Below are 21,528 nucleotides of genomic sequence, written 5' to 3' on the forward strand. Positions count from 1 at the left end.
CCAGGTGCTGCCAGCGGGGTGCATCCTTACGCTCGGCCCAGGCGCTTCGAGAGGTCAGCGACGAGAATCGCGAGGCGTGCCGGCTTTTCGTAGCAAGCCACATCGAAGCGGCGGATGACTTCGCTGATCTCAGACTCGCTCGCCTTGCCGCTCAGGAGATCGCCCGTCAGCAGAAAGATCGGCGCATCGGGTTGCGGCGAGCGGCGCACCGCCTCGATGGCCGTTGCTGCCGTGTGCTCGTCGAAGAGCCAGTCGGTGACGACCGCGTCAAACGTTTGCGTTTGAAGCGCGTCGATAAACGCGGAGAGGCGATCGTAAGCGGTGGCCGCGAAGCCGTTTTGCACGAGGTAGTCGTTAAGCGCTTCAGCGGCGGCGCGATCGGCGTCGACGACGGCAACCGTCGCGCGCTGGGCTTCGCCTCGGCGCGGATGAATTTCGATCTTGAGTACTTCGTGCGCGTGTTCGCCGGGCGTGCCGTCGCAGCGGACGATGCGCCAGCGGTTGCCTTCTCCGTAGGCGACGAATTCGGCACGCTCGTAGGGGCCGAGCGCCTCGCCGATCCAGGCGATGCAGGGCCCTTCGAACGCGCCGACGTTGAGCATTGCCTCGCGCGGCTGCGTGCCGGTGACGCCGAGCCCATTCTCCTGCGTGGCGAATAATTGCGTCGGCGGCTCGCCGAACGCTTCCGCTACCTTGCGAATCTGCGCAAGCGTCCACGGGCTGCTGCCGCGCAATTTGCGGTGCCCTTGGGAAAAGCTCAGATCGAGGATGCGGCAAAGCTCGGTGGTCTGCTGCCGCTTGCCGATACCATGGCGAACCATCAATGCGCGCACGCGGTCGGCAACGGCGAGAGAGTCCGCTAAGGTGGCTTCAGTGGTCATACTGCTTCATGGCGCGGCGGCGTCGGTGGTGGTCACGGAACGAAGCCGTCGAGGCGCGAAATCGTGCGGCGGCGGCAAAAATAAGGAGGCGGGCGTATTTTAACGGGCAACGCGCTACGTGCCTGCGCCAAATATGTATCGACAGGTTACGTTCGTTACTGGTAGTCAACGCCGAGGCGCGAAGCAATCGGCAAATGCCCGATCCGGCCGCTTCCGGGCGAGGCCCCCTTATCCGATTGGAGAAAACCCTATGAAGCGGTTTTGCGCGTGGTTTGACCGTCATTGCAACGAGGCGCGCTAACGATGCTGCCGATCGACGTGGACACGTCCCTCTACTCCATCGTGCCGCTCGCTCGCGAGGACCTGCCCGTCGATACCGTCGAGCTTGCGCGCTTCATGGTCGGCAAGTGTCTCGTGCACGATTCACCCGAGGGCCGCGTGAGCGGGCGTATCGTCGAAACCGAAGCGTATCCGATCGGCGATTCGACGAGTTACGCCTACCGCGGCCTGCGCCCCTACAACGCGGCGTTGTTTCGCGCGCCGGGCCATGCGTACATGCGGCTCGTCTACGGCGCCTCGTACACGATCAATATGTCGTCGGAGCCGGAGGGAGAGGGGGCCGCCGTGCTGTTTCGCGCCGCCGAGCCGCTGGACGGCGTGCCGCTCATGACACGGCGGCGGCCTGCGGTGAAGTACGCTGATCTCGCGCGCGGGCCGGGGCGACTGTGCGCGGCCTTCGCGATAGGCCCTGAATGGGACGGCGTCGACCTATGCGGCGGCAGCTCGCTTTGGATCGGACGTCTAAACGGCGACGACGCGCCGTTTGCACGCGTCGCGGCCGCCAAGCGCATCGGCCTCTCGCGCGAAATGCACGAGTTGCTGCGGTTTTACGAGCCGGGCAGCCCTTTCGTCAGTGGTCCTAAGCGATTGCTCGAGCCCCTCGTGCGCTGAGCGGCGCAGCTTCGCACCCCCGAACAGCGCTTTGTGAGTTTGCTCGCCGAGGCCAATCGATAGGGCGACTGCGTTGACCTTGCCGATCCGCAGCGGCGGGCCGAAGCGCCTCGTTTCGATGCGAGCCCGCACGAGCAGCCGCTCGACCGCGGTGGTCGTAACGGTCACGTAGTTCGTGAGGTCGAGGTGGTCGGCAAACGTGACGACCGCTCGCATTGCATCGAGGGCCAACTCGCCGAAGCCGTACCCCGCGCACTCGCGCGAGACGATCGCGAAGCGGCTCAGCTCCCAGGTTTTCGACGACGAAGGGGCCTCCTGCCCATGCAGGAGCCGGGGAAACGTATCGCGCAACATGTACGGCCCTTGCGTCGGCAATAGACGCCAACACCCACATACGATGCCCGAATCGTCGTGCACGAGCATGTAGTAGGGCGAATGCGCATCGTAATCGTCGATTTCCATCCCCGATAATACGGCGACCTCCCACCCCATCCGCTCGCCGAAAACTTTGGCGCGCAGCCGATACATCTGCGCCAGTGCGTCGAGATCGAAGCTATGTTGTTTATCGATCGTGATCTTCGCATTCATCTCGCTCTCCCAGGTTGTTACTAAGTTTTTCGAAAGTATTGTCATACACATGAGACAATACGTGCATGAAATCGAAACGCACATCGGACGGCCGGAAACTGGACCACGCGACGTTGCAGGCGATGCGCCAGCAAGCGGTGAAGGCCATACGCGAAGGGCAGGACGTGGCCAGTGTGGCGGCGGCCTACGGGGTGAACGAACGCAGCGTGTATCGTTGGCTGGCCGATTTCGCCAACGGCGGTCAAAACGCGTTGCTGGCCAAGCCGATACCGGGGCGGCCGTCCAAGGTCAATGCCGAAGAGATGCGCTGGCTGGCACAAGCGGTGCGAGACAATACTCCACTGCAGTTCAAGTTCGAATTCGGGCTGTGGACGCTGTCGCTGATTGCCGCGCTCATTGAGCGGCAGTTCGGCAAAAAGCTGGCGCTTTCCGGGGTGAGCCGCATCATGAAGCTGTTGGGCTTCACGGTGCAAAAGCCCCTGTATCAGGCGTGGCAACAGGACGCGACGCTCGTTCGGCAGTGGGAGTTCGAAACCTACCCGGCGATTCGAGCCGAGGCACGAGCCGTTGGCGCGAGCATCTACTTTGCCGATGAGTCGGGCATTCGCTCGGATTACCACACGGGCACGACATGGGCGCCGCAGGGCTGCACGCCGGTGGTGGAAGCGACAGGCAGGCGTTTCTCGCTGAACATGATTTCGGCGGTCAGTGCTCAGGGCGAGTTCCGCTTCATGGTGCATGAGGGAGCCGTCACCGCTGTCGTCTTCCCAGAGTTTCTCACTCGCCTGATGCTCGGCGCACGCGAGCCGGTGTTCCTCGTAGTCGACGGCCATCCGATTCACAAGGCCAAGCTGGTCCAGGATTTCGTGAAGGCGCAGGAAGGACGACTGAAGCTGTTCTTTCTGCCGCCTTACTCGCCGCACCTGAACCCTGACGAGCAAGTTTGGGCGCACGTGAAGCGCAGCGTCTCCAAACGTCTCGTGCAGTCCAAAGACGAAATGAAGCGATTGGCTATCGGTGCTCTGCGCCGCATCCAGAAGTTGCCCGCGCTGGTGAAGTCCTTCTTTCGCCAGCCCGAATGTCAATATGCCTCTATGTGACATTTCTTTCGGAAATCTTAGTATCTCATCTAAGGGGCATCGACCATATGCAGTTTGCGTGCTAGCTGTAACTGTCAAGCAAGATAGGTACAAATCTTCGGTGACACTTGGGATGATGTGGGTATCGAGTACGTTCCCCCATCAGGTGAAAGCCATGTCCACAGCCGATATTCGTCAACCGCAAACCGAAGATGCGGCCCGTCCGGTTCGGACCGAAATCAACAGCACCTTCGTTCAGACTTACCGGAAGCAGGCGAAAGAAAGTCAAAAAACTTTCTGGGCCCGCTTTGGTGTTACGCAATCGCGTGGTAGCCGTTTCGAGCTTGGCGCCAATATCCCAAAACCTGTAATGATCCTCTTGAGACTCTATTTCGAGGCGCGGATCTCGGACGAAGACATTCGCAGCGTTTCGCAAAAGCGCGCGCCGGCGCTTCGGCCGGCACTGCTCAATCAGGATCTATCAACCCCATTCGGGTCGCCTTGACCGCCGCGGCGCTCCTCGAACTTACCCCGAATTTGCTACGGATGTTCGTCATGTGAAAATTCACGGTTGCTTCGGCGCAGCCGAAAATCTTGGCGATTTCCCACGTCGATTTTCCCTGCGCCGTCCATTTCAAGCATTCGTACTCGCGTGGCGTCAGCTTCGGTACGAGCCGCTCGGTGTAGCCGTCGAGGAAACGCTGGCTCGTATCGAAGGCGACGTCGCGCAGCAGCGTCAGCATCGGCAGCGTGCGTTGCACGTGCGCTTCGTCGAGCGAGTGCGGCGCCTGGTCGCTGCGCACGAAACACAGCATGCCGACCTCTTGCTTCGGGCCATGAATCGGCAGCGAAATGCCCGTGCAAAGCCCGTGATGGCAGGCCTCCTCGTACATCTCCTGCTGGCTGCGCTCGGCAAAGTGAGATGATGTCCAGATGAGCGGCGACGTTTGCGTCAGACAATGAGCGACGGTTGGATCGATGCGAAACAACGCTCGCTCGTCGTAGGTCTGACGCCAACTCGCATCATAAGTGCTCCGCAGGTAAGCGTCGGCGAAGCGCATGCCCGGTCGCGGCACGACCGCAAATAACGTATGGTCGAAGCCGTATTTCCTCCCCAGCAACGCAAGCGCCTCGAACCACGATTTCTCGTCGGTCGCTCGCCATAGCGGCGACATCGGTTCAATAAATTGGCGTGACATATGTCCTCGCATGTCGAAAATATTACTTGCCCGAAACAGGTAAATCGCCCAATCTACCTAATGAATTTTCGGGTGCATCCGTTTTTTGCGAAATCATATCAGACGTAAGTAATGTTATCCGCTTGTTTTCAGGATTGCCGGACCTTGTATGGCTGAAAATATGGGTTTTCGAATAGAAGTTCGACGAAGGGGTGAGCGAGATCGATTTCAGTTGCAATGCCGAATATTTGTGCGCTCGTTGAAATTATCGATGATCGTTTTTGGCGGCTCGAGAATGAGATAAACCGATTCCATCCCCGATGGCAGGGCATTTAAATGTTGTTGGGAATGATGTGAAGGGTATTGGGATATTTGCGATCAATGCAAGAGTGATTAACAAAAATCCGTATTTTTGAGTTTCTACGCGAAGCGCAGGCCGATTTCGACGTTCGGTACCGGTGCCGGGCGAATGAACCTGGAATGGGGACGTCTGGAAATGAAACCGATCGTGATCGCTGGATGGATGGCGTGCGGTTGACGGCGCGAGGGAGCCGAGAGGCCGGGATCGATCCTTCGGCTCGTGACCGAAGCGCAGGCGCTCGGGCCGGCGTTCTGCTGCTCGAGCGCCTGTGTCCCCTGCTTGGGCGCGTTAGGTGTGAACGCCCGAGATGTAGTGCTCGAGTTGCTGAATGGTGAACTGCTGCTCGGAGATGATCGTTTTGACGAGATCGCCGATCGACACCATACCGACCAACCTGCCGTTGTCGATGACCGGCAAATGGCGCATCCGGTGCTCGGTCATCAAGGCCATGCATGCCTCGGTGGTGTCGGTCACGCGCACGTGCAGCACTTGCTTGGTCATGATTTCGGCGACGCGCGTCGATTTCGACGACCGGTCCATCAAGACGATTTTGCGGGCGTAATCGCGCTCGGTGATGATGCCCGCGATTTTTCGCTCGCTGCCCTCCGTGACGATCAGCGCGCCGATCTGATGCTGGGACATCATTTTCACGGCTTCGAAGACCGATGCGTCGGCGTCGATCGTGATGACCGGCTGCTCGGCGATCCTTTTTGCGGCCTGTGGGTCATCCAGCTTCGACTTGAGAATCTGCGCTACGTTGGGCATGAGAGTCTCCGTCTTCTCGTTTGGGGGCGGGGATCGGCTCCGCCGCGCGACCGCGTCGGGCGAGCGGGCTATGTCCCAGTATAGGCGGTAGCGACGTGCGATGCGGCGCGCGCGGCCGGTCGCGTCGGACGATTCGCGTTAAACTTCCGGTGCGCGTACCGCCGTTGGTGCGCGCGCGAACCATCAATGCGTCATTCTCGAGAAGTCATGCCCATGCCATCCCAGCCGCCCCTAGCCGGCGGCGAAAGCACCACGCAATGCGTCACGTTGGCCGCCAAGGCCACTTTGCCCACTCGGTACGGAACGTTCATGTCGTACGCTTTTCGTGTCGAGGCGGGAGATGTCGAGCATCTGGCGTTGGTGATGGGGGAGGTGGACGGGCAGGCGTCGGTGCTCACGCGGTTGCATTCTGAATGCCTGACGGGCGATGTGCTCGGCTCGTACCGTTGCGATTGCGGCGAGCAGCTCGACCTCGCGCTGCGCTACATTGCCGCGGAAGGGCGTGGGGTGCTGCTCTACCTGCGCGGACACGAAGGCCGCGGCATCGGGTTGTCGAACAAGATCCGTGCGTATGCGCTGCAGGAGCAAGGGCTCGACACGGTCGAGGCGAACCTCGAACTCGGTTTGCCCGACGATGCGCGCGAGTACGATTCGGCGGCGGCGATCCTGCGAGAACTGAACGTCACGTCCGTTCGGTTAATGAGCAACAATCCCGAGAAGTTCGATTCGCTTTCGAAGCACGGCATTCCGGTCTGCGAGCGTGTTGCACTCGCCATCCCTGTACGCGACGAGAACGAGCGGTACATTCGGACGAAGCAGCTCAAGTTCGGCCACTACTTCGACGAGAACGAATAGCTTGGATTTGGGGCTGCGAGTGGTCGGCCCGATCTTTCCAGCAGGGCGAGGTGCCGCTTTTCCTCATCAGCCTGACGTCCGGGGAGCCTTGGCGGCTTTCATTCAGCGGATACGTCATTGAGTTCAAGGTTTTGCTCCAGCGATTGCTGGACGAGCCACCCGGACCGAACGGCAGCACGAACAGCGAGCGCAGTCGTGTCTTGCGGCGCGCCTTACGGGAGCTCGATTCCCCATCGGCAGGCTAGACTGATTGGCGATTTCCGCATCCATGTCTGAAACGCCCGCAGGGATCATCCGGCCGGCGAAGTATGCTGTCAATTCGGCAAGATTTGCATCGGTAACCCATTGTAGGATAAGGATTTTTATCTGGTTTATAATGGAACCTCGTACGCCGGATCTGGAGGTGACGGATGAACCTGGACAGTAAGCTTTTGATGTCGTTGAAGAAGCGCTCGGGCAACGTCGTGCTTCGACGCGAACTGGCTGGTCTCGGGAGTCCGTCACACCTGAGCGCCGCGCTTCAGCATCTCGTTGCCGATGGACGCATCATTCGACTTGGAGCGGGCGTTTATGCCAAGACGGGTCTGAATCTGGAAGGCCACGCACGATCTGCCGTTGGTAATGAGGTACTGTTGCGTGAGGCACTCGGGAAACTGGGCGTTGAGGTGCTCGATGTGACAATTGCGCACGAAAACGATCGCTCCGTTTGCCTGGTTAACACGGGCAAGAGCCGGATTTCTCGCAAGCTTGGGTGGGACAACGTCACGGTGCGGTATGTCGGTCAACATGAAAGACCGCGAACGGGCGTAGCGCCCAAGCTACCAGCAGATGTCGACAAGCTGCCGACCCGAAATGTCGGCAAGTTTGTTGAGCAGCTCGCGCAAGCCTACGGCATTCAATACCGGCGCTCGGGCCTCGATGATTTCGCGGAAGCAGTGACGCGAGCCGCGGGTGACGATGTCGAACTCGATCTCACGGGGAAACTGCTGGTTGCGCTCAAGAAGCAGGAGCGGATTAACGGCCGGCAGTTTGCCCGATTGATGGCGAACCACATAAGGGAGATCAAGCGTGTTCGACCCGTTCGGGGACTACGAAACCAGGGGCTACCTGCGTAACGTTGACGGCATCAAGGATCTGGACGAGCTCAAGTACATCGAACACGGGTTCTTCGAGTCGAACCTCGAGGCTGCAATGGCGTACCTTCACGCAGTCAAAGGGCCTATTGCCTACGTGCACTTCCTTGAGGTTCATCGGATCCTGTTCAGTGAGTTCTACCCGTGGGCGGGCCAAGATCGCCATAGTCTCGGTGTTGGACGATTGGTCGGGAAGGGGCAGCGAATACAGTTCGAAGCTTCGGAGTTGTGTCAGCGGGCCGTCGAATGGGGGCTGTCGGCTGGCAATAATCCCATGACGATGTGCGGAAAACCGGGCATGGTAATGGGCGCTTTCGCCTGGGGGCATCCTTTTCTTGACGGGAACGGTCGCACCATGCTTCTCGTCCATGCGGAGCTTTGCCACCGCGCAGGCTTCGCCATTGACTGGAATGCGTCCCGGAAAGACGATTACTTGGAAGCGCTCACTCGGGAACTGGGAAATCCCCATGGCAAGCACCTGGACTCATATCTTCTGCCATTGGTGGTCGCTCCCATTGTCGGCGGTGATCTCCGTGACCATCTCATGTCGTTGCCCGGCCTCAACGGAGAGGATGGCAGCAGTGCTCCGAATGTTGCATACCGGGCGGACGATCCTGTGGCAAACCAGAACTACCTCGAGTTGAAGCGTGCGCGTGGGGAGAATTAAGCGGCGTCCCGCGCCAGCGGGGAATTCTGCGGCATTTGTGGCGTAGGTTTTGGCGTAAGTTTCATCAAGCGGGCTTGCTGCGCAAGGCCAATGCACTACTCGACGAAAACGAATAGCTTCCCGCTCGCGAGGTCATGACGGCACGCTGGGGCCAGCAGGTGGGCAAGCCGCCTGCAATCGAAGCATTGGCGAGCCAATGCTCCGCCGTCATTCCCAACTGGCGTGTCGCTTCGGCCGCGATCCAGCGGCAGGCTGCCTCGGTGCATGCCCGAACGACGTCATCGGCCGCGTGGAACACGAAGCGAACTTCGACTTCATGGTCGATCACTCGCGTGAGCATCTCTCGCAAGTCCGCTGCGACACAGCTCATCCGTGCTCGTGCGCGTACCTCGGCGAAGTGGTAGTCGAGCCAGTGCGAAAAAAAGCAGGCGTCTTCGTGGTTTGCCACCGTAAAGATCGTGTCGCACGCTACTCGATAGCGTAGATCGTCAGCGCTTGCCGCCATCGATACTGTTTCGCGTCGCGACGCTGCTGTGCTCGATCGTGCCTTGGAGCGGGCGGAGGCATCATCCTGCCGCGCACGTGCTCTATCGGGCTGATCCGCGCCCGCCTTGACGCTGGCCGATCGCTCGCCCGACGGCGCTGCGCCCCCGTTGATGCGATAGGCGCAAAGCGCCTGCCACAGTAAGGCATGATCGTCGGCGCGCGACGGCTGTAGCGTCACCGTGATGGCGTGCCCTTCGGCGCGAGTCGCCGCACGCGCGACAAGCCTCAGTTCGCATAGCGGCACCGAATCGCCGACGATCAAGGCCCGCCTCGGCAAGCCGATCGACGGCAGCTCAGCATCGTCGCGGACAGCCACGGTCAGTCCATGCCGATCGAGCCGCAACAGCGGCATTGATCGTGCGGGATCCGCATACTTCACGGCGATTCGTGCCCATGCGGCGAAATCGTCATCGGAAACGGGAAGCGGCACGTCGCGAGAGGTATACATAGTGTTTCTCCTTCCATAGGACACAGGCCCGAGGGGCAACCGTGACCGGCATGCATGCCAGCCTTCGACATCAAAGGCCGACGCGTAAAGCAAGGTGATCGAGCGGCGCCGTGGCGTCGCGGCGCAAGGGTGTCCCGTGGCTGCGTCTGTCTCGTCCGACTCGCTCGTGCGAGGCAACCAACGCTTCCACGACGGCCTGCGCCAGCATCCTGGCGAGTGGCCTCGACATCAACGCGAACGCGGCTGCATCGAACGTCGGTGGTCGATGCAGCCGCGCGCGCCGCTGCGCGAGCGTTGTCTGCAAATCGTCGACGAAAGACGCCGCCGCGCAGGGCGTTGCGCGCAGGCGAGCGAGGAGCGCAGGTCGCGCGAGGAGCATCTCGATCGCCGGACCCGTCAACTCGCTCGCTGCCCGGCTGCCCGTCAGGAGCAGTTGCGTGGCGGCAGCCGTCGCTTCGTCTTGGATCGGGCCTAGCCGCGGCCGCCAGGCTGTTTCGAGCGCGGCGAACAGGTTGGGCACGCAACGCGTATAGCGTGGATACCGATACGCTTGGACGAACATCCTGCGCAATTCGTCGAGTGCGACCGTGAGGCCAGCGAGGCGCCGGGGGCAGAGCTGGTCCGGCTCGGCGAGGGCGCCCAATACGCACGCCAGGTGATGGAGACGGCGCCGCTGCTGATCGCCGAGCCCCGCCCAGGCCGCGAGCACGTCGGGCCATAGCGGTTGCGCCACTTCCTGAACGATATCGAAGCTCGCGCGCTGACGTGCTCGAATCAGCCCCAGACGCGCGAGCGCCAAGCGGCGGGCTTCAGCGAGCAATGCAGCGAACGTCGACTCGGTGCAGACCTGCTCGAGCCAAGCGAGAAACGCTTCGTGCCCGCTATGCGAGCGCGGACAGACGAGGCGAGCCAACAGGATCTGGACAGGCGCGGACATCTCGATTCGCCAAGCGGTGCCGAGCGTATCGAGTGCTGCGACCGCTTCGTCGCATATGCGCTCGCCGCGCGCCATCCCCCGTAATCCGGGGGGGCCGTCCGCTCGATTCGCGCTCGGGGTGTCGGGGGGCAGTGCGGGCGACTTCATGAGCGCTTCTCCAAGCGGCGATGCGCGCGCCGCGGAGCGCTCAGGCGCAGGCTTGCAGGGTCGGCTCGCAGCCGTCGCGTTGCGCAAGGACGGATGAATCGAGGCCGAGTGCTTCCAGCGTTTGGACATCCAGATCGATCCAACACGCAACGACCATGCGGCCGTCGATACGCTGCGCGGGCCCGGCCCGGTGAGCATGCACGCCGATGCGGCGGAACAGCCGTTCCATACTGAGGAACGTCACGCCGATCAGTTGGCGCGCGCCGAACTTCACCGCGCAATCGACCACCGAGGCGAGCATCGGGCGAACGGCCCACACGCCGGCATCCTCCCCGAACGCGCCATCGGCCGTGCTCGCGGCGAAGCGCGACAACTCCCATACGCCCATGGTCCGGGGCGGCACCATGCCGTCGGCCAGCAAGAAGGGGAAGAGCTCTTGCAACAGATAAGGATGAGTAGTAGGCAACAGCCTTGCACAACCGCAAATGGCCCCCGATTCGTCATGAGCGACGACATACACGGTGTCATCGCGATCGTATTGGTCTCGCTCGTAGCGGTCGTCGGCACACGGCAGGCTCCATCCCAACTGTTCGACGAAGACTCGGTGCCGATAATGCGCGAGTGCAGCATCGAGGTCCTCGGGCAGGCGCCCGTCGCCGTGAACAGAAGTCCGCATGAAATCCCTCGCTTATCGTTTTTTGATGAGCGCATTACAGCGCGCGCTCCGAGGGGCGGTAACTGTCAACCTTGACAGGACGGCGAAGGGCGTGACTATCCCTCCCGAAGCGTCGCGGCGCTTCAGGGCATATCAGTCGAAACTAATAATGAGATTGAAATGAGCCGACGATTTGCTTATAAATGAGACCTGTGGATGAATGTACTGATCAATCGAGCGTAGACCGGCCGATGCGGCTGCTCCGCTCGGCCTTATTGAAGCGTCGGACCGTGTACGGCCAGCCTGCCCCATGGGGCGAGAGCGGCTTGCGCAACGGCGTTCGGCCAGTTCAGGCCGGCGACGCGTCGCAGCAGGGCTTGCGTCGTACGGGCCATGCCGAGATCGAGGCCGCGCGGATCGACGCACATGACGTTGCTGCGAATGTCGCCCCAGGCGACGACCAATGCTCCGGACGTGCGGTCGGTATACCAATCCCAGCCAAGCGTGACGTGGGCCGCGCCGGGACCGCGCATGCGTTGCCATTCCGTGTAGCCGGCGCTGCTTGCATCGATGCCTTCCGCGCGCAGCTCTTCGAGCAGGCCGTCGTCGAGCGCGGAGTCGACATGCACGAGTTGGAGTTCGGTAAGTGCGTGTTCTTGCAGGCGGACGTAGCCGTCGGCGGATTGGCCGGGCAGCATGGTAGAAGGATGTTTCATGCGCCCGACTGTAGCAGCCTGCCGCAACCGTGGGACCTGGCAACTATGACAGCGTTGTGTCCCGTCTTATTTACGTTTTTGAGGTATTCATGGATACGCCGTTGCGCTGGCAAGATAGTTACGAACAACTGCGCGCCGCATCCGACGAGAGGCAATTGTTCGAGCGGATCGCGGGGTTCGCGAAGCGCCTCGGCTTCGAATATTGCTGTTACGGGATTCGAGTGCCGCTACCGGTGTCGAATCCGTCGGTTGCGATCTTCGATACGTATCCGTCGGGGTGGATGAAGCACTATCAGGAAAATCACTTCATCGACATCGATCCGACAGTGCGCGAAGGTATGTCCAGCTCGCGGCTCATCGTTTGGCCGGAGGCGTCGTCGAACTCGCCGCGCTTATGGACCGACGCGCGTGATTTCGGTTTGCGCGTGGGCGTAGCGCATTCGAGTTGGGCCGCGCACGGTGTGTACGGCCTGCTGACGATGTCGCGCCATGCCGACGCCCTCACGAGCGCCGAGGTCGACGAGCTGACGCTGCAAGCGAGTTGGCTCGCCAATCTTTCGCACTCGCTGATGAGTGAATTTCTCGTGCCGCGGCTCGCACCCGAAGCGAGCGTCGTGTTGACGCCGCGCGAGTGCGAGGTGCTGTGTTGGACCGGGGAGGGGAAGACGGCTTGCGAGATCGGCCAAATCCTCAATATCTCGGAGCGGACCGTCAATTTTCACGTCAACAACGTGCTGTTGAAACTGAACGCCACGAACAAGGTGCAGGCGGTCGTCAAGGCGATCGCGATGGGTCTCATCGCGTCGTGCTGACGTTTGGCCGGCCAGGGGTTCGCTTACGACGGCAACTGCGACGAACGATGCGGCGGCAGCTCGCCGAGGTCGGCGAGCGGATGCCGGGCGCTCGGCCAAGGCGAAGCCAGAAAATGCGCGACACGCTCGGGCCGAACGTCGGACAGCGAGGCCGGCTGCCAGCACGGCGTGCGATCCTTGTCGATCAAATGCGCGCGTACCCCCTCCAGAAAGTCACCTTCCTCGATCGCGCGAGACACGATCCCGAGTTCCATCCGGTAGGCATCGGCCAGCGTGATCCGTCGTCCGCGCACAATCGCCTCGCGCGTGACGTGCAGCATCGTCGGCGAATATCCGTGCAGCGCATCGAGCGCCGTTTGCAGCCACGCGCGCAGCTCGGCCGGCGGGTTCGAGATCAGCGCCGCCGCTAACGAAGCGGCCATTTCGTCTACGGCCAGCCGCGCGTCGAAATGCTTTTCGATGGCCGGCAGCAACGCGTCGATCTGCGCAGGCGGCAGCGGAGCCGACTGCGGGACGAAAGCTTCACGCAGGCGCGCGCCTACCTGGTCCGGCGGCAGGCTTTCGAGGCGCGCTTCGAAGCCTCGCAGCCATTCGCTCGGCACGCAGGCGTCGGCGAGACGGCAGCGCACTGCGTCGGCACCCGATAGCACCGCGCCCGTGAGGCCGATGTAGAGCGCAAGCTCAGCCGGCATCACGCTCAGGAAGCGAGTCGCGCCGACGTCGGGCACGAAGCCGATGCGCGTCTCGGGCATCGCGATCTTGCTGCGCTCGGTGACGATGCGCAGCGATGCGGCCTGGGCGAGACCCATGCCGCCGCCCATCGCGATGCCGTCGGCGAGCACGACGATCGGTTTGGGAAAGGCGTGCAGCGCGAAGTCGAGCCGATACTCGTCGATAAAGAATTGGCGCCAGCCATCCTCGCCTTCGGCAAGGCCCGCATTCGCCGCGTGATAGAGCGCGCGGACGTCACCTCCCGCGCACAGTCCCTTTTCGCCGCTGCCGCGCAGCACGAGCGCGACGATCGCGTTGTCTTCACGGCAGCGCTCGAGGTGCTGCGAGAGCGTGCGCACCATGGCATGCGAGAGCGCATTGAGCGCTTGCGGCCGGTCGAGCGTCAGGATGGCGACACCGTTGACGACGTGACAGAGCACGCGTCCCTCGGCCGGTTGCGTGGCGCCCGATACGCCGTCGCGAGCGGCTTGCGAGGGTTCGACACGTGCGTTCATTCATTGACTCCTTTCATGGTCGTTTCGTGGGCGGTCGCGCCGCGTTTCACTGCTTGGCGGCGCGACGTTGATAGAGCGAGATGACGGCGGAGAAGTCGAGTCCGCCTTGGCCGTTTGCGCTCATCGCCTGATAGAGCTGTTGCGCTAGCGCTCCGAGGAAGATCGGCTGCTTGGCCGAGCGGGCCGCCTCCGCCGCCAGCCCCAGATCCTTGAGCATGAGATCGGCGCCGAAGCCGCCCGTGTAGCCGCGCGACGCGGGGGCCGTCTCGACGATGCCCGGATAGGGGTTGTACGTGTCCGAACTCCAGCAGCGGCCCGTCGACGTATTGACAATGCCGGCCAATACCTTCGGATCGATGCCGAGCGCGGCGCCGAGCGACATGGCCTCGGCCACGCCCGTCATCGTGATCGCGAGCAGCAGGTTGTTGCAGATCTTCGCCACCTGGCCCATGCCGGTGTCGCCGCAGCGGACGATGTTCTTGCCCATTGCGCCGAGTACTGGGCTGATGTCGGCGAACAGCGTTTCGCTCGCACCGACCATGAACGTCAGCGTGCCGGCCGCGGCGCCGCCCGTGCCGCCCGAGACCGGCGCGTCGGCGAATGCATTGCCGCTCGCGGCGGCAAGCTCGGCGAATGCTTGTGCGCTGGCCGGGTCGATCGTGCTCGAATCGACGATCGGCACGCCCGGTGCGATCCCGGCAAGTACGCCTTGCTCGCCGGTCAATACGCCGCGCACGTGCGCGGCGGCCGGCAGCATCGTGATGACGAGCTCGACGTCGGTGGCCGCCGACTTGGGCGATGCGCAGGCCGTAGCGCCGGCATCGGTCAGCGAGCGCAGCGCCGCCTCGTTCAAGTCGAACGCTTGCAGCGAATGGCCGTTCTTGAGCAAGTTGCGCGCCATCGGTGCGCCCATGTTGCCCAGGCCGATGAATCCGATTTTCATGGCGAAGTCTCCGTGTTCGGTGCGATCGGGGGCGTTAGCGCAGGCTGATCGTCGTGTTGACGCCATCGGCGGACGACGGGGCATCGTCGAACCAACGCGACGTGACGGTTTTCGTCTGCGTGTAGAACTGGACGACCTGCTTGCCGTAGGGGCCGAGGTCGCCGAGCTTGGAGCCGCGCGAGCCCGTAAAGCTGAAGTAGGGCACCGGCACCGGAATCGGAATGTTGATGCCGACTTGCCCGACGTCGATTTCGCTCTGGAACTTGCGCGCCGCCGCCCCGCTTTGCGTGAAGAGGCCAACGCCGTTGCCGAACGGATTGCGGTTGACCAGCGCAATCGCGTCGTCGAGCGTCGCGACGTTCAGTACGACGAGCACCGGGCCGAAAATTTCCGTGCGGTAGATCGTCATTTCCGTCGTCACGTCGGAAAAGATCGTCGGGCCGACGAAATTGCCTTGTTCGTAGCCGGGCACGGTTACGTCGCGGCCGTCGAGCAGCAGCGTTGCCCCTTCCTCGACGCCCCTTCCGATCAGCGACAAGATTCGATCCTTGGCGGCCCTCGACACGACCGGGCCGATGTCGGTCTGCGGCTCGGTGCCGGCGTTGACTTTGAGCGTCTTTGCTTTCGCAACGAGATCGGGCAGCCAGTCGCGCGCCGCCCCCACGAGCACCACGGCCGACGTGGCCATGCAGCGCTGGCCCGCTGCGCCAAAACCCGCTCCGGCGAGCGCGTTTAGCGTCTGTTCGCGATTGGCATCGGGTAGCACGACGGCGTGATTCTTCGCCCCCATCATCGATTGCACGCGCTTGCCGTGCTCGCTGGCCAGCGTGTAGACGTGCGTGCCTACAGCCGTCGAGCCGACGAACGAGACAGCCTTGATCTGTTCGTGCGTGCACAGCGCATCGACCACTTCCTTGCCGCCGTGAACGACGTTCAGCACGCCGCGCGGCACGCCGGCTTCGAGCGCGAGTTCCACGAGTGCCATCGTCGAGAGCGGATCTTGCTCGGACGGCTTGAGGACGAACGTATTGCCGCACACGATCGCCATCGGGAACATCCACAGCGGAATCATGGCCGGGAAGTTGAACGGCGTGATGCCGGCGCACACGCCGAGCGGCTGGCGCAGCGTGTAGGTGTCGACGCCCGAGGCGACGTTCTCGGCGAACTCGCCCAGTTGCAGCGTGCCGATCGACGCCGCGTGCTCGACCACCTCGAGGCCGCGGAAGATATCGCCTTCGGCATCGGGCAGTGTCTTGCCTTGCTCGGCCGTCAGGATCTTCGCGATGCGCGGCATATGCTCGCGGATCAGCGCTTGATACTTCAGCATGATGCGCGCGCGAGCGGCAATCGGCGTGGACTTCCATTGCTCGAACGCCGCGTGCGCGGCACCGACGGCCGCATCGACTTCGGCGCGCGTCGCGAACGGCACGCGCGCGAGCACTTCCTGCGTGGCGGGATTGATGACGTCGCGCCATTCAGTCGAGGCGGATTCGACGAATTCGCCGTTGATCAACAGCTTGACGGTCGGGCGGCTCGCGCCGGCGGCGGAAGATGCGCTCATCGATAGACTCCGGTTCGGTTGTTGGAAATGCGCGGCGGGCAGACGCTCGCCGCGCGAAGACAAGCCGACGCGCAGGCGTGCGCGGCTTGCCGTGACGGGACAATCGGGTGGTGCGGTTGCGCCATCGTGGGAGGGCTCACCGCAGGTCAGGGAAGTCGTCTTCCCAATACTCGCCGGGCAACCGCTCGGCGGCATCGCCGCGCGCCATCTCGCGACGGCGCAATTCGACGCGGCGGATCTTGCCCGAGATCGTTTTGGGCAGGTCGTACGCCTCCAGGCGCCGGATGCGCTTGTACGGCGAAAGGCGTTCGCGGGAGAACGCGAAGATGCTTTTGGCGAGCTCCGGGCTGAACGTATAGCCGTGGCGCAGCATCACGTAGGCTTTCGGGACCGACAGCCGCAGCGGATCGGGGCTCGGCACGACCGCGGCCTCGGCGACGGCCTCGTGCTCGATCAACGCGCTTTCGAGCTCGAACGGGCTCAAGCGATAGTCCGATGACTTGAAGACGTCATCGGCGCGGCCGATGTAGACGTAGTAGCCGTCATCGCGTTGCATCGCGACGTCGGACGTGTGGTAGCGGCCGTCGCGCATGACGTGTGCCGTCGCATCCGCGTTGTTCGCGTAGCGCGTCATGAGGCCGAGCGGGCCCTTACGGCCTTGCGCCGCGCCGGGGGCCGTGCCGGCGTCTGTCTCGAGCGGCAGAGCGATCTCGCCTTCCTCGGCCGGTTGCCCGTCGGGGTCGACGAGCAACACGCGGTAGCCTGGCATCGGGCGGCCCATCGATCCGGGCACGACGGCCTGGCCCGGCGAATTGCCGATTTGGCAGGTCGTTTCCGTTTGACCGTAGCCGTCGCGGATCGTGATGCCCCAGGCCGCTTTCACGCGTTCGATGATCTCGGGATTGAGCGGTTCGCCCGCGCCGACGATTTCTCGCAGCGTGACCGCATACGAAGCTAGCGGCTCCTGCACCAGCATGCGCCAGACGGTCGGCGGCGCGCACAGGGTCGTGACGCCGTGGCGGATCAGCGTGTCGAGCACGGTCTTCGCGTCGAAGCGTGAGTAATTGAGCACGAAGACGCAGGCCTGCGCGTTCCAAGGCGCGAAAAAGCAACTCCACGCGTGCTTGGCCCAGCCTGGAGAACTGATATTCCAATGGATGTCGCCCGGTTGGAGACCGACCCAGTACATCGTCGATAAGCTGCCGACCGGGTAGCTCTCGTGCGTGTGCTCGACGAGTTTCGGTTTGGACGTCGTGCCCGACGTGAAATAGAGCAGCATCGGATCGCGCGCGCGCGTGGCGCCGCGCGGATCGAATGCGGGCGAGGCTTCGTAGCCGTCGGCAAAGCGGTGCCAGCCGGCCGGTGCTGCGTCGCCTTCGGCGCCGACGGCGATCTTCACGAGCGCGGCATCGATACCTTCGAATTTGCCGCATTCGGCGGCGTCGACGATCGCGAATGTCGGTTGTCCGATGTCGATGCGTTCGCGCAGATCGTCGGCTGAGAGCTGCGTGGTGGCCGGCATCAGCACGGCGCCGAGCTTGATCGCCGCCAGCATGGCGTCCCAGAGTTCGACGCGGTTGGGCAGCATCAGCAGGATACGGTCGCCGCGGCCGACGCCGAGCGCGCGCAGAAAATTGGCGATGCGCGAGGAGCGCACGGACATTTGCGCGAACGAGAGCTTGATGTCTTGGCCGGTGCCGGCATCGACGAGCCAGAGTGCCGGCTTGTCGTTCCCGTGCGCGATTTCATCGAAGTAATCGATTGCCCAGTTGAAATCGTCGAGCGCCGGCCAGGCGAAGTCGCGGTAGGCTCGGTCGTAGTCGGTCCGATGGCGCAATAGGAAATCGCGCGCGGCCAGAAAGCGCAGTGATGCAGTCATCGTTGTCTCCTTCCTATGTCGACGTGCGACCCAAAGCCAGCCTCGATCGCTTCGGCCATGCCGGTGCGCTGCGTATACGCGTTTCTTGAGTTATAGGACGTCGATGCGTCGACGCCGCCGGCACAACGCGCCATTGGGCGTACATGCCGATCTACTACGCGTCGAAGTGTAGGCAGCGGCCGGACCGCTTTCGATGCTCAAGCCGCTCACTTTGCGTGAGCGCATTTGCCACCTGCCGGACGCGCGGCGGCAACAGAAGAAGAAAGGCGGAAGAAAATCAGCTCAATCCGAGTACCCGCATGACGGCGTTGCCGTCCTCGGTCAATTGGAAGCGGGTGCCGCCCGACTCGAGCGTGATGGGTTCGACCAAGCCGGCCTCTTGCAACATCGGAATCTCGGGTTTCGCCGAAACGTCGATCGGCGAATGAAGCAGGAGCAGCAGCGTGGCGATTTCGTGATGGCTCAGGATGCGCCGCAGCATCGTGCGCGGCTTGCGCGGCACGGTATGTTCATTCAGGTCAGTCATCGGGCCGGCCTCCATCGCGAATAGCAGCGGCCCGATGGTGCGCACGGTTCCTTAAGCGATTCTTAAAACAGAAGATTCGGACTGAAACGGCATGTTACGGGGCGATCGGCTCGGCAGCTTTATCGCACCGTCCCGCGGCGGTCGGGTTCGTCTCTTACAGATGACGGGCGATGACCATGCGTTGAACTTCGCTCGTGCCTTCGTAAATTTGCGTAATGCGCGCGTCGCGATAATGGCGCTCGACGGGGTAGTCGGCGAGGTAGCCGTAGCCGCCGTGGATCTGGATTGCTTTGGAGCAGATGTCTTCGGCCACCTCGGACGCATAGAGCTTGGCTTGCGAGGCCTCCGACAAGCAAGGCTTGCCCGCGCTGCGCAGGCGCGCGGCGTGGTGGACGAGCAGCCGTGCCGCGTTCAGGCGCGTGGCCATGTCTGCCAGCATGTGGGCGATCGCCTGGTGCTCCCTGATGGCTTTGCCGAACTGCACGCGCTCGCCCGCGTAGGCTCGAGCTGCATCGAACGCGGCCCGCGCGATGCCGACCGCCTGTGCCGCAATGCCGATACGTCCGCCCTCGAGGTTGGACAAGGCGATCTTGAGGCCTTCGCCGCGCGCGCCGAGCAGATTGCCCTCTGGGATGGCGCAGTTTTCGAGCGTGATCGGGCAAGTGTCCGATGCGCGAATGCCCAACTTGTTCTCCGGTCGCCCAACCGAAAAACCCGGCGTGTTCGTCGGCACGATGAACGCGGACAACCCGCGCTTGCCGAGATCCGGATCGGTGACGGCAAAGACGATCGCCATGCCGGCCCGCCCGCCGTTCGTGACGAACTGCTTGTTGCCGTTGATGACCCAGCGCCCATCGTTCAGCACGGCGCGTGTTTTGAGGTTGTTCGCCTCGGAGCCGGCATGCGGCTCGGTCAGGCAAAACGCGCCGATCGTCTTGCCGAGCGCGAGATCGCCGAGCCACTGCGCTTGCTGCGCCGCCGTACCGAACTTGAGGATCGGCCCGCAGCCGACCGAGTTGTGAACGCTCATCATCGTCGCGCAGGCCGCGCAGCCCGCTGCAATCTCTTCGAGGGCTAGCGCGTAGGCGAGGTAGTCGGTGTAGGTGCCGCCGAGCTCGGCCGGCACCATCATGCCGAGCAAGCCGAGTTCGCCCATCTGCCGAACGACGTGAGCGGGCAACGCACCCTCGCGGTCCCATTCGGCCGCGTGCGGCGCAAGGCATTCGGTCGCGAACTGCCGTGCGGCATCGCGGATCATCCGTTGTTCGTCGGTATAAAACTCGTCCATGGCGGCGCAGTCGTGCGAAATGTGCGAAGTGGGTCAAAGAAACGTGGATCGAAAAGCGCGAATCGAAGCAACGCACCTCGTCCCGAGACGACGCGTCGCACCGCGTGCGGCGCGGTCGGCAGCTTGGCGGCGGGCGTTGCGGGCTTTACACTGTCGTGCTTTCGGCAGGCGGCCGGCCGAGCGCGGCGGATCGACGCGCCCGCCAGGCGAGCCGCACACGCGTCGAAGTGTAGGCAGGCTTGCGCCGGCTTTCGATGCTCAGGCCGCTCAATTGTCGTGAGCGCATTTGCCACGGGGGATCGGATGCGTCGGCGGTCCGTCGGAACGAGTCATGGATAAAGAAAAAGGGACCATCGCCGTCAGCCTCGTCGAAGAAGCCGTGCGCTGCGTCAAGCGCCGCGGCGTCGATCCTGCGCCGATGCTCGAGCAAGCGGGCATTTCCCCGCAACTGATGGCGTCGCCCCAGGCGCGCGTGTCGTCGGCGCAATACGGGGCTTTGTGGAGCGCGATCGGCCGCGGTCTTGACGACGAATTCTTCGGCCAGGACTCGCACCCCATGCGAAGCGGCAGTTTCATCACGATGTGCCAAGCCGCGCTCACCGCGCACAATGGCGCGCAAGCGATTGCGCGTGCGACGCTGTTCATGCGTCTCGTACTCGACGACATCGTGGCGCAGGTGGACACGACGAGCGAGCGCGTGCGTCTCGTCTATCGCCTGCGAGACGGCGTGCACGAGAAGGAGATGTTCGCCTACGCCACGCATTTCATTCTTGTGTATGGCCTTGTGTCCTGGCTCGTCGGGCGTCGCATTCCCGTGCGAGCCGCGCGCTTCAGTTGCCCCGAGCCCGCCGCGGGCCATGAGTATCGCTCGATGTTTTGCGACGATTTGCGTTTCGGGGAGCGGGAGTCCTACGTCGAGCTTGCGCCCGGCTTCTTGGCGTTACCCGTCGTTCAAACGCCGAAGTCGCTGAAAACGTTTTTACGCAATGCGCCGGCAAGTTTCATCGTGAAGTATCGCAACCCCGACTCGCTCGGCGCACGCGTGCGCCGAGCGCTCCGTACGCGTGCGATCGCCGACTGGCCGGCCTCGGACGCGCTGGCTGCCGAGCTCGCCATCGCCGAGGCGACGATGCGTCGCAAGCTCAAGCGCGAAGGCGAGACCTATCAATCGATCAAAGATGCTTTACGCCGCGATATGGCGATCGCCGCGTTGCAAAGCGGGGAACGTACGATCGCCGACATCGCCGTGGCAGTCGGATTTGCCGAGCCGAGCGCATTCCATCGCGCGTTTCGCAAATGGACCGGCGCTCGCCCGACCGATTATCGCCCGCCGGGCCTGGCTGGCGAATAACGATAATCATTACAAATCACTTTCAAATTCGATGA

The 21,528-nt window shown here is 62.9% G+C and carries 21 protein-coding genes and 1 pseudogene; 8 read left to right on the top strand and 14 right to left on the bottom strand.

What is annotated here, in order from left to right:
* Positions 1–26: 26 nt before the first annotated feature.
* Entirely contained in the window at positions 27–881 is an 855-nt protein-coding gene (locus J3485_RS22240; RefSeq protein WP_206956476.1) for a helix-turn-helix domain-containing protein, read from the bottom strand.
* Between the two features lie 303 nt (positions 882–1,184).
* On the opposite strand from J3485_RS22240, the gene J3485_RS22245 reads away from it, so the two are divergent.
* Positions 1,185–1,832 carry a DNA-3-methyladenine glycosylase gene (locus tag J3485_RS22245; protein WP_206956477.1) on the top strand — a complete coding sequence of 216 codons (648 nt, stop codon included), beginning with the start codon at positions 1,185–1,187 and terminating at the stop codon, positions 1,830–1,832.
* A gap of 39 nt (positions 1,833–1,871) precedes the next feature.
* Here J3485_RS22245 and J3485_RS22250 read toward each other — a convergent pair.
* A pseudogene (locus J3485_RS22250) lies at positions 1,872–2,504 on the bottom strand (acyl-homoserine-lactone synthase); the annotation flags it as partial.
* Between J3485_RS22250 and J3485_RS22255 the strand changes: the two are divergent.
* Both J3485_RS22255 and J3485_RS29075 read left to right on the top strand, forming a co-directional pair.
* Positions 2,486–3,520, top strand: coding sequence for an IS630 family transposase (locus J3485_RS22255; RefSeq protein ID WP_206955957.1), 1,035 nt, complete (start codon positions 2,486–2,488; stop codon positions 3,518–3,520). The pseudogene J3485_RS22250 and the gene J3485_RS22255 overlap by 19 nt on opposite strands.
* A 154-nt stretch (positions 3,521–3,674) precedes the next feature.
* Positions 3,675–4,004: a helix-turn-helix domain-containing protein gene (locus tag J3485_RS29075; RefSeq protein ID WP_242538888.1), complete on the top strand. Its 330-nt coding sequence runs from the start codon at positions 3,675–3,677 to the stop codon at positions 4,002–4,004.
* Here J3485_RS29075 and J3485_RS22265 read toward each other — a convergent pair.
* Entirely contained in the window at positions 3,967–4,674 is a 708-nt protein-coding gene (locus J3485_RS22265; protein ID WP_206958296.1) for a helix-turn-helix transcriptional regulator, read from the bottom strand. The genes J3485_RS29075 and J3485_RS22265 overlap by 38 nt on opposite strands.
* A gap of 652 nt (positions 4,675–5,326) precedes the next feature.
* Positions 5,327–5,803: a CBS domain-containing protein gene (locus tag J3485_RS22270; protein WP_206956478.1), complete on the bottom strand. Its 477-nt coding sequence runs from the start codon at positions 5,801–5,803 to the stop codon at positions 5,327–5,329.
* Positions 5,804–6,016: 213 nt separating this feature from the next.
* Here J3485_RS22270 and ribA point away from each other — a divergent pair, with 213 nt between their 5' ends.
* The 3 genes from ribA (at position 6,017) to J3485_RS22285 (ending at position 8,458) form a co-directional block, all read left to right on the top strand.
* The gene (ribA, locus tag J3485_RS22275; protein WP_206958298.1) at positions 6,017–6,658 is read left to right on the top strand and encodes a GTP cyclohydrolase II; all 642 of its coding nucleotides are present in this window, start codon (positions 6,017–6,019) and stop codon (positions 6,656–6,658) included.
* Positions 6,659–7,068: 410 nt separating this feature from the next.
* Complete coding sequence (locus J3485_RS22280) at positions 7,069–7,773, top strand: hypothetical protein (protein WP_206956479.1); 705 nt, start codon at positions 7,069–7,071, stop codon at positions 7,771–7,773.
* Positions 7,727–8,458, top strand: coding sequence for a Fic/DOC family protein (locus J3485_RS22285; RefSeq protein ID WP_206956480.1), 732 nt, complete (start codon positions 7,727–7,729; stop codon positions 8,456–8,458). Before J3485_RS22280 ends, J3485_RS22285 begins: the two co-directional genes overlap by 47 nt.
* 64 nt (positions 8,459–8,522) lie before the next feature.
* Here J3485_RS22285 and J3485_RS22290 read toward each other — a convergent pair whose 3' ends face one another.
* The 4 genes from J3485_RS22290 to J3485_RS22305 form a co-directional block, all read right to left on the bottom strand.
* Entirely contained in the window at positions 8,523–9,452 is a 930-nt protein-coding gene (locus J3485_RS22290; RefSeq protein WP_206956481.1) for a hypothetical protein, read from the bottom strand.
* Between the two features lie 70 nt (positions 9,453–9,522).
* Positions 9,523–10,536 (bottom strand): cytochrome P450 family protein, encoded by a 1,014-nt coding sequence (locus tag J3485_RS22295; protein ID WP_206956482.1) that lies wholly within the window; start codon positions 10,534–10,536, stop codon positions 9,523–9,525.
* A 40-nt stretch (positions 10,537–10,576) separates the two neighbouring features.
* Positions 10,577–11,212 carry an acyl-homoserine-lactone synthase gene (locus tag J3485_RS22300; RefSeq protein WP_206956483.1) on the bottom strand — a complete coding sequence of 212 codons (636 nt, stop codon included), beginning with the start codon at positions 11,210–11,212 and terminating at the stop codon, positions 10,577–10,579.
* Positions 11,213–11,463: 251 nt separating this feature from the next.
* Positions 11,464–11,907 carry a DUF4902 domain-containing protein gene (locus J3485_RS22305; protein WP_206956484.1) on the bottom strand — a complete coding sequence of 148 codons (444 nt, stop codon included), beginning with the start codon at positions 11,905–11,907 and terminating at the stop codon, positions 11,464–11,466.
* Positions 11,908–11,996: 89 nt separating this feature from the next.
* On the opposite strand from J3485_RS22305, the gene J3485_RS22310 reads away from it, so the two are divergent.
* The gene (locus tag J3485_RS22310) at positions 11,997–12,719 is read left to right on the top strand and encodes an autoinducer binding domain-containing protein (protein ID WP_206956485.1); all 723 of its coding nucleotides are present in this window, start codon (positions 11,997–11,999) and stop codon (positions 12,717–12,719) included.
* Between the two features lie 23 nt (positions 12,720–12,742).
* Here J3485_RS22310 and J3485_RS22315 read toward each other — a convergent pair whose 3' ends face one another.
* The 6 genes from J3485_RS22315 to J3485_RS22340 all read right to left on the bottom strand — a co-directional run bounded on the left by J3485_RS22315 (position 12,743) and on the right by J3485_RS22340 (position 20,142).
* Entirely contained in the window at positions 12,743–13,945 is a 1,203-nt protein-coding gene (locus J3485_RS22315) for an enoyl-CoA hydratase/isomerase family protein (protein ID WP_206956486.1), read from the bottom strand.
* Positions 13,946–13,991: 46 nt separating this feature from the next.
* Positions 13,992–14,888, bottom strand: a complete 897-nt coding sequence (gene mmsB, locus J3485_RS22320) for a 3-hydroxyisobutyrate dehydrogenase (protein WP_206956487.1) — start codon at positions 14,886–14,888, stop codon at positions 13,992–13,994.
* Between the two features lie 34 nt (positions 14,889–14,922).
* The gene (locus J3485_RS22325) at positions 14,923–16,449 is read right to left on the bottom strand and encodes a CoA-acylating methylmalonate-semialdehyde dehydrogenase (protein ID WP_206956488.1); all 1,527 of its coding nucleotides are present in this window, start codon (positions 16,447–16,449) and stop codon (positions 14,923–14,925) included.
* Between the two features lie 136 nt (positions 16,450–16,585).
* On the bottom strand, positions 16,586–18,328 hold the full coding sequence (locus J3485_RS22330; protein WP_206956489.1) for an AMP-binding protein: 1,743 nt from the start codon (positions 18,326–18,328) through the stop codon (positions 16,586–16,588).
* 277 nt (positions 18,329–18,605) lie between these two features.
* Entirely contained in the window at positions 18,606–18,854 is a 249-nt protein-coding gene (locus J3485_RS22335) for a hypothetical protein (RefSeq protein WP_206956490.1), read from the bottom strand.
* A gap of 154 nt (positions 18,855–19,008) precedes the next feature.
* Positions 19,009–20,142, bottom strand: a complete 1,134-nt coding sequence (locus J3485_RS22340; RefSeq protein WP_206956491.1) for an acyl-CoA dehydrogenase family protein — start codon at positions 20,140–20,142, stop codon at positions 19,009–19,011.
* Between the two features lie 331 nt (positions 20,143–20,473).
* Between J3485_RS22340 and J3485_RS22345 the strand changes: the two genes are divergently transcribed.
* A complete protein-coding gene (locus J3485_RS22345) occupies positions 20,474–21,493 on the top strand; it encodes an AraC family transcriptional regulator (RefSeq protein WP_206956492.1) in 1,020 nt (339 codons plus the stop codon).
* Positions 21,494–21,528 lie beyond the last annotated feature (35 nt).

It is taken from the genome of Trinickia acidisoli (assembly GCF_017315725.1).
Lineage (GTDB): Bacteria > Pseudomonadota > Gammaproteobacteria > Burkholderiales > Burkholderiaceae > Trinickia > Trinickia acidisoli.

Excerpts from the sequence above, each read along its gene's own strand:
- J3485_RS22325 (WP_206956488.1), bottom strand. The coding sequence starts at position 16,449 with ATGAGCGCATCTTCCGCCGCCGGCGCGAGCCGCCCGACCGTCAAGCTG.
- J3485_RS22330 (WP_206956489.1), bottom strand. The coding sequence starts at position 18,328 with ATGACTGCATCACTGCGCTTTCTGGCCGCGCGCGATTTCCTATTGCGC.
- J3485_RS22265 (WP_206958296.1), bottom strand. The coding sequence starts at position 4,674 with ATGTCGCCGCTATGGCGAGCGACCGACGAGAAATCGTGGTTCGAGGCG.
- J3485_RS22305 (WP_206956484.1), bottom strand. The coding sequence starts at position 11,907 with ATGAAACATCCTTCTACCATGCTGCCCGGCCAATCCGCCGACGGCTAC.
- J3485_RS22290 (WP_206956481.1), bottom strand. The coding sequence starts at position 9,452 with ATGTATACCTCTCGCGACGTGCCGCTTCCCGTTTCCGATGACGATTTC.
- J3485_RS22340 (WP_206956491.1), bottom strand. The coding sequence starts at position 20,142 with ATGGACGAGTTTTATACCGACGAACAACGGATGATCCGCGATGCCGCA.
- J3485_RS22245 (WP_206956477.1), top strand. The coding sequence starts at position 1,185 with ATGCTGCCGATCGACGTGGACACGTCCCTCTACTCCATCGTGCCGCTC.
- J3485_RS22335 (WP_206956490.1), bottom strand. The coding sequence starts at position 18,854 with ATGACTGACCTGAATGAACATACCGTGCCGCGCAAGCCGCGCACGATG.
- mmsB (WP_206956487.1), bottom strand. The coding sequence starts at position 14,888 with ATGAAAATCGGATTCATCGGCCTGGGCAACATGGGCGCACCGATGGCG.
- ribA (WP_206958298.1), top strand. The coding sequence starts at position 6,017 with ATGCCATCCCAGCCGCCCCTAGCCGGCGGCGAAAGCACCACGCAATGC.
- J3485_RS22310 (WP_206956485.1), top strand. The coding sequence starts at position 11,997 with ATGGATACGCCGTTGCGCTGGCAAGATAGTTACGAACAACTGCGCGCC.
- J3485_RS22280 (WP_206956479.1), top strand. The coding sequence starts at position 7,069 with ATGAACCTGGACAGTAAGCTTTTGATGTCGTTGAAGAAGCGCTCGGGC.
- J3485_RS22270 (WP_206956478.1), bottom strand. The coding sequence starts at position 5,803 with ATGCCCAACGTAGCGCAGATTCTCAAGTCGAAGCTGGATGACCCACAG.
- J3485_RS22300 (WP_206956483.1), bottom strand. The coding sequence starts at position 11,212 with ATGCGGACTTCTGTTCACGGCGACGGGCGCCTGCCCGAGGACCTCGAT.
- J3485_RS22240 (WP_206956476.1), bottom strand. The coding sequence starts at position 881 with ATGACCACTGAAGCCACCTTAGCGGACTCTCTCGCCGTTGCCGACCGC.
- J3485_RS22295 (WP_206956482.1), bottom strand. The coding sequence starts at position 10,536 with ATGAAGTCGCCCGCACTGCCCCCCGACACCCCGAGCGCGAATCGAGCG.
- J3485_RS29075 (WP_242538888.1), top strand. The coding sequence starts at position 3,675 with ATGTCCACAGCCGATATTCGTCAACCGCAAACCGAAGATGCGGCCCGT.
- J3485_RS22255 (WP_206955957.1), top strand. The coding sequence starts at position 2,486 with ATGAAATCGAAACGCACATCGGACGGCCGGAAACTGGACCACGCGACG.
- J3485_RS22315 (WP_206956486.1), bottom strand. The coding sequence starts at position 13,945 with ATGAACGCACGTGTCGAACCCTCGCAAGCCGCTCGCGACGGCGTATCG.
- J3485_RS22345 (WP_206956492.1), top strand. The coding sequence starts at position 20,474 with ATGGATAAAGAAAAAGGGACCATCGCCGTCAGCCTCGTCGAAGAAGCC.